Consider the following 6,962-nt stretch of genomic DNA (forward strand, 5'->3'; position numbering starts at 1 on the left):
CGCATTCATCCCACTACCTTAGAGGTAGGGGATTTCTGCGGTAAAATGTTAAAAGGTCAGTATTTGTTCAAACTCATGTACGTCAATGACCTCTGGTATCAGTGCCAGCTGAGAGGTGATATCAGCGGGCAACATGCCGTTAATCCAGCCGCTAAATACATCATCAGAAAGCCACGCTGCTGGTATGTCATATAGTTCAAGTGATTGAATCATTCCATATAATCGCGCGTCTGGCTGCATCAATAACCCAAAGACAGCTGCATCCAAATAGAGTTGTACCTCATGACCAAAAGTCGCGAGTGTCAATGCAAGCGCACAGCCTTCGTAGCTGCTCATCTCAGTCGGTGTCTGTAGCTGAATCAATAATTTCATGAGAAGTTCCTAGTCTAATGGATCGCTAGCGGGCATCGTTAAAACTGTATCAGACGGCAATTACTTTGCATCATCATGGCAAGGTCGCTAAGACCTACCAGTGTAAATCCTGTAGCAAGGTTGTCGCCACTGAGTTGGTGGCGTGCACTATTTTCTGTATCACTAATGCCGCGGCTTAGTGCCGTACTGACGCAGACGGGCAGCGCTAGCTGATACTTTTCAGCGAGCGCTTGCCACTCTTTGGTTAAATTGGTTTGGTCTGCTGATTGCCAACGTAAACGATTGGCCGTGTGTGCGCCGTCTCCATAAAAAAATATGTTTAATTTATCACTACTATTGGTGTCGTTGTTATTGGCGCTATTTTGCAGGAAAGCACGGGCATAACGCAGCGCTATATGCGCAAGTGGATGACTAGGATCGGCAGTCACCAGAAGCAATGGTATAGGTATCGTCATAGGATGTCTTATCAATCATTGATGCGAAAGTTATACATGCTACCTTGACTTCAATACAGTGGCAACTTGCATGCTTGTACTTATCATTCAGATGCTGTTTTATCATTAGGGCAAAGATATTTTTCTCAAGGCAGCAGATAACAGATTCACGAGCGCAGATTCCTCTGATGTGATTTTTTATATCGTTTTAACTGTCATCAAACTGTCAAATGCATCACGTAAGGTGAGGATATAAAAATACTAAATATGGAACTGACCATTGCAAGAAAAAACAGTGACGTTTGGCATATCAGGACGCCATTGCCAGTCTAAAGCACCATCAAATTATACCACTGTATTCTTTAATGAGCCCAAATGCATGATGAATTTTGATGACAAGATAGAAAAATTTTTACTCTAGCGTAAAGCCTATGGTAATTGACGACCATTTAACTCAAATCAGTGGCTATTATTCATCGGTCATAGATGAGCAAGCGTCTAGCCATGACTCAAATCAGTCGACAACTCTAGACATCACTAAAAAGCTAAATATCTTACTGATTACTGAAACTTGGTGGCCGGATGTGAACGGTGTGGCCATGAGCTTGCAGCGTATTATGCAACAAATGGCGAAGATGAACCATACAATCAGTATAATTCGACCCAAACCCAAGCAAATGGGCAATAAATATTTAAGCAACGACAATAGCAGCGCACAAGCGTTTGTTACAAACGATATCACTGTTAGTGGCATGACCATTCCTAAATACTCAGGTCAGCAATTTGGGTTGCCTTGTTACTTCCAAATTAAAAAAGCTTGTAAATCGATAAAGCCAGATATCGTACACATTGCAACAGAGGGGCCACTTGGCTTGGCTGCTTTAATGGCAGCAAAAAGTCTAAATATTCCTGTAACGACAGGGTATCACACGCAATTCCATAATTTTAGTGAACACTTCGGTTTGGGCGTGTTGTCAAAACCAATGATTGCTTATCTGAGATGGTTCCATAATGTATCGAAGGCGACTTGTGTTCCGAGCAAACAAACCTGTACTGACTTAGCTGACATTGGTTTTCAACGTTTGTATGAAGTAGGAAGAGGCGTCGACCAGGCTCAGTTCAATCCAGTGCACAGAAGTGACGGGTTAAGAGAGCAGTGGGGTGTACAGCCGGATCATACGGTATTGATGATGGTTAGTCGGCTGTCTCCAGAAAAAGGCATTGATTTGGTTATCCAGAGTTTTTATGCGTTACAAGAGAGTCAGCCACAACGAGTCGTGAAGCTTGTGATTGTAGGAGATGGGCCAGACCGTTCACGTTTAGAAGCGCTAGCGAAAAAAGGTGAGGGTGACAAAGGTGATGATGATGTCGTTTTTGCAGGTGCTCAAACGGGGCAGGCATTATCTGAATACTATGCTAGTGCCGATGCTTTTGTATTTGCCAGTCAGGTCGAAACTTTTGGCAATGTTGTGACGGAAGCGATGGCCAGTGGCTTGCCTGTTTATGCATTTAATGATGCAGCGGCAGCTATGTTGGTGACAGAAGGTAATGGCGGTATTGTTCCTCTAGGAGATAAGAAGGCATTTATCGCTATGGTCGCCAGCTTACCCAAGATGCAGCAATTGAACGTGCAAGGCAAGCAAGCAGTAGGCTGCGTTTCTGGTTTTTCGTGGCAGCGCCCTGCTAGTCAAATGCTAACCATGTTTCAGCATGCTATTGACGATAGAGTGGTACCGACTGAACAAAAGCAAGAGGTAACAGCCTAGTTTAAATGGCTAGACGGTGTAAATAGCTAGATGGAAAGGTGAATGAGAAAAATCACCACAGTTAGCGTAAATAGTATTCAAAACAGTGAAACATTAAGTGATAAGTATGAAGTTATATAAGCGTGATGAAAGGCCTAAGCCAACTGCATTAAGTATTAAACGGGAATGAACTGACCTGAGGGGGTAAGTTGTGAAACGTAATCGTGTCAAGCTATCAAAAAATAAAAAAATCATGCAGCCATTTGCACAAAACGCTCTTTTTCCCAAAAATCCAACGTTAGCTATTTACGTCAATCAATTTATCTTGTGGGATACCAGCCTATGTATCCACATAAACCGTTATTCAACAAACCAAATGATTGCCACCTTTTTTAAAACCATTAGCCGATTAGGCGATGGTTGGTTTTGGTATGCAATGTTGCTAACGGCTTTTGCCTTGCAGGGCACTGCGGCGATATTACCATTAGTGGTGACCATGCTTATTAGCGCAACGGGTCTGGCTGTTTATAAAATACTAAAAATAAAAACAGTACGACCAAGGCCTTACCAAGTTCATCAAGTGATAGTACTCGGTGAGCGACCATTAGATATGTTTAGTTTCCCATCTGGTCACACATTACAAGCTGTATTGTTTACGGCAACGCTTGGTAGTTATTTCCCGATGTTGTTACCAGTTATGTTGCCGTTTGCGATATTGGTTGCGATATCTCGTATTGTGCTGGGGTTACATTATCCAACAGACGTATTGATTGGTGCTGCTATTGGCTACGCATTGTCATTGTGGATGACTGACCTACATCAGTTTATTGCAAAAAGCTTGGTGGTTTTGGGTATATGATTGATTATTTGGTGATGGTTTTAGAAAAGTGTTTGATTTAGAGTGTGGGGAAGAGATAAAACAATGGATCAATCGGAGAAGGAAGGAGAATGAATGAAGGCCAAGTTTTTTGCGAAAAACTGTATTGGCGATTTGCATAACAGCTTCTTTGAGCTTGGCGATTGGTTGTAGTGATGGCATAGACATTGGCGTTGAAATTGATAAACGAATTACTAAAACAAACCCTCATGGATGTTGAGGGTTTGTTTTTTTTGCTTGTTCATTTTCATCATACTCAAGTATTTCGCTTTGAAACCTAAAATTAGTGTAACCTAGTGTGAGTAATCAGTATCAATGGTAAAGCATGCCATCATCAGTCTGTTAAATACAGATGGTAATCCGTGGGACTAGGCGTTTCTATATTCCGATGACTAGATTTCGATGACTAGAAGTTTTTGTGGTAGCTATTGACATGCGCCAGACAGTTACTTGATACTGTGACAGCCTCGTAAGAAAAATAGGACTTAGAGGCGAAGTTCACGTAGTCTTACCCATCTATGCAAGGAGTTTCGTTTTCTATGTTATCCGCTATGTCTTCACGCTCGACTCATGGTACAGAAAATTCGCCAACAGCAGAGCAGTTACAAATATTACAGACAGCGAGTGAATTTGCATATCGGATATGGGAGAATCGAACTAGCTCATGCCAGACGTTTTTACGAAGCTATCCGTTAGATCAAACCTTAACTCGTCAGCAAATTGATGACTTGATCCAAGATTATACTTTGGATGATAACTACCAACTTGCAGATGAGCCTCAGGTAATGAGTGGGCTTCGTAACTTACGTACATTATTGATGATGCGTTGGATATGGCAAGACGCTCTGCAAGCGATAACGTTGGATCAATTGACCGATGAACTTTCTGAGTTTGCCGATGGCTGTATCTCATTTGCTAAAGAATACACCTATAAAGGTTTGATTAGACAGTATGGTGAACCAACCTTCATCGACTCAAAGGGTCATGTACAAATAGATGACATGGCTATCATGGCTATGGGTAAGCTTGGGGCTCACGAGTTGAACCTATCAAGTGACATTGATCTTATTTTTATTCATAAAAAACGTGGTGAGACCAATGGTAATAAAGCCAATGGTACACGCAGTATCGACAACAAACGTTTTATGACACGCCTTGGTCAAGGCATTATCAAGTTACTGGATCAAAATACAGCTGACGGTTTCGTCTTTCGGGTAGATATGCGATTGCGGCCGTGGGGCGATGGTAGTGACTTAGCGATACATCTTTCCGCGTTACAAAAGTATTTTTCATTGCACGGCCGTGCATGGGAGCGTTTTGCGTGGTTAAAGGCAAATATTATTGGACAGGTAGATCAAGATTTTTACAATGATATTGAGTCGCTCATTAAGCCGTTCGTTTTTCGATATTATGTAGATTACAGTGCATTTTCGGCACTTAGAGAGATGAAATCTCTGATTCAGAACCAAGTAGCGCAGCGTGAGGACTTAGACAACATCAAGCTTGGCGCAGGTGGTATTAGGGATATCGAGTTTATCGTACAGGCCTTCCAGTTAATTTACGGAGGTAGACACACGCAGTTGCAGGTTAAATCCTGTTTGAAAGCGATGCAGGTGTTGCACGAATTTAACTACTTAGAGTCGACGACATATAACCAGCTACAAGCCGCCTATCGTTTTTTACGACGACTCGAACATGGTATTCAGGGAATCAATGACCAACAGACTCAACGTTTGCCGCATGATCCGCAATGGCAACATAATTTGGCTATCACACTCGGCTTTGATGATTGGAGTGCACTATTAACCACACTCAACCAACACCGAGAAAATGTAAACATACCGTTTGAACGTATGGTGATTGATCGGCAGGTAGCGAATGATGAAAATATCGAAGTTGATGCAAAAAGCATTGACGAGCAAGTTGAGCAGTTGAATGAGGTCTTAACGGAAGAAAACCGGCATCGGCTACGGAGCTTTTGGCAGTCAAAGTTGGTCAAAAATTTGAGCGATGAGGCGCGAGGGCGTTTAGACGACGCCTATCCTGTAGTGGTTCATGCCTTACTAGCTCACGAAGATAAACAGCTGGCAAATTCAGCCTTACCACGTCTGATCGATCTCCTCGAAGCGATTTGCCGTCGCTCTATTTATTTGGTAATGATTGCAGAAAACCCGAATGCAACGACTGAGCTGATTCCCATGTTATCAGCAAGTCCTTGGATAGCGAAAGAGCTAGCTCAATACCCTGTACTTTTAGACACTTTTTTACAGCAGCGATACCGTCATCTGCCAGACAAGGATGAATTGAGTGATATTTTACGTCAGCAGCTATTGCGTGTAGAGCCTGGTGATGAAGAAAAGCTACTTAGTGTCTTACGATTGTTTAAAAAGAACCAAATATTGGCAGTGGCCGCCGGAGATATATTGGCAGAGCGTCCAATTATGGAAGTCTCGGATTCATTGAGTTATATCGCAGCAGTGGTATTAGAAGCAGCACTAGATCGAGCCTTTGCAGAGATTGTCAGCCGCTATGGCTATCCTATCGGTCAAGACGGTGATCCTGTGACTGAAGCAGATTGTGGTTTTGCTATTATCGGCTACGGCAAGCTTGGCGGGTTAGAGCTATCGTATGCATCAGATTTAGATTTGGTGTTTTTACATAGAATCAAAGAGGGAGGCATGACCACTGGCGAAAAGTCAGTCAGTGGCATGAAGTTTGCCGCGCGTTTGGTGCAAAAGCTGATGAACTATCTCAACACCCAAACTCGAGATGGTCGTGTTTATGAGATTGATATGCGCCTGAGGCCTTCGGGAAATGCTGGCATGATGGTTGTATCTTACCATGCCTTTGAAACCTATCAGCTAGAAAAAGCATGGTCTTGGGAGCATCAAGCGTTGGTGCGTGCGCGCGCAGTTTGTGGTGATAGACGAGTGACAGCGCGCTTTTGTAATATTCGTCGAGACGTACTGGTGCTGCCGAGAACGATTGATCAAGTTCGTAATGAAGTCACCAGTATGCGTATCAAAATGCAAAAACACTTAGGTACTAGCCAGTGGCAACAGCAGAAAGCTGGTAAATTTCACCTTAAGCAGGACACTGGTGGCATCATTGATATTGAATTTTTGGCACAATTTGCGGTGTTGGCTTATTCGAACGAGCACCCAAGCTTGGCTAATTGGAGCGACAACGTACGTATTTTTGAAGAAGTTGCCTCACTTGGCATTTGGGAAAAGCAAGTTTGTCAGGATCTATCAGATGCTTATCTAAGAATCCGTGCGGCTACGCACAAGTTGGCACTGTCAGAACAGTCATTACTGGTTGATGATACATTGTGGAAAGAGACTCGCGCATTGGTTCAAGCTCAGTGGCAGCACTTGATGGGAGTGGATTCTGATGAGAAGTGATAGCAGCGGCTATTAGATTCTCGATAGCTATATCATGTGCAATCTCTGCAATGATATAATTGGCGACACTTCATTATTGCCAATGCTTGGCAATAATGAAGATATATTTTATCCGTAAAAATTGATGCGA

At 42.8% G+C, this 6,962-nt stretch carries 5 protein-coding genes; 3 read left to right on the plus strand and 2 right to left on the minus strand.

Features of this window, described 5'->3' with window-relative positions:
- Positions 1–48 precede the first annotated feature (48 nt).
- A complete protein-coding gene (locus tag L0J61_RS07980) occupies positions 49–372 on the minus strand; it encodes a hypothetical protein (RefSeq protein ID WP_301465903.1) in 324 nt (107 codons plus the stop codon).
- Between the two features lie 38 nt (positions 373–410).
- Positions 411–827, minus strand: coding sequence for a sulfurtransferase complex subunit TusD (gene tusD / locus L0J61_RS07985; protein ID WP_301465905.1), 417 nt, complete (start codon positions 825–827; stop codon positions 411–413).
- A 410-nt stretch (positions 828–1,237) separates the two neighbouring features.
- Between tusD and L0J61_RS07990 the strand changes: the two genes are divergently transcribed.
- From L0J61_RS07990 to glnE, 3 genes are all read left to right on the plus strand, one after another.
- Positions 1,238–2,572 carry a glycosyltransferase family 1 protein gene (locus L0J61_RS07990; protein WP_301465906.1) on the plus strand — a complete coding sequence of 445 codons (1,335 nt, stop codon included), beginning with the start codon at positions 1,238–1,240 and terminating at the stop codon, positions 2,570–2,572.
- Between the two features lie 190 nt (positions 2,573–2,762).
- Complete coding sequence (locus tag L0J61_RS07995) at positions 2,763–3,410, plus strand: phosphatase PAP2 family protein (protein WP_301465908.1); 648 nt, start codon at positions 2,763–2,765, stop codon at positions 3,408–3,410.
- 557 nt (positions 3,411–3,967) lie between these two features.
- Positions 3,968–6,832 (plus strand): bifunctional [glutamate--ammonia ligase]-adenylyl-L-tyrosine phosphorylase/[glutamate--ammonia-ligase] adenylyltransferase, encoded by a 2,865-nt coding sequence (gene glnE, locus L0J61_RS08000; RefSeq protein ID WP_301465909.1) that lies wholly within the window; start codon positions 3,968–3,970, stop codon positions 6,830–6,832.
- Positions 6,833–6,962 lie beyond the last annotated feature (130 nt).

Source organism: Psychrobacter sp., from assembly GCF_030457785.1.
In the GTDB taxonomy this organism is placed as follows: domain Bacteria; phylum Pseudomonadota; class Gammaproteobacteria; order Pseudomonadales; family Moraxellaceae; genus Psychrobacter.

Excerpts from the sequence above, each read along its gene's own strand:
- L0J61_RS07980 (WP_301465903.1), bottom strand. The coding sequence starts at position 372 with ATGAAATTATTGATTCAGCTACAGACACCGACTGAGATGAGCAGCTAC.
- tusD (WP_301465905.1), bottom strand. The coding sequence starts at position 827 with ATGACGATACCTATACCATTGCTTCTGGTGACTGCCGATCCTAGTCAT.
- L0J61_RS07990 (WP_301465906.1), top strand. The coding sequence starts at position 1,238 with ATGGTAATTGACGACCATTTAACTCAAATCAGTGGCTATTATTCATCG.
- glnE (WP_301465909.1), top strand. The coding sequence starts at position 3,968 with ATGTTATCCGCTATGTCTTCACGCTCGACTCATGGTACAGAAAATTCG.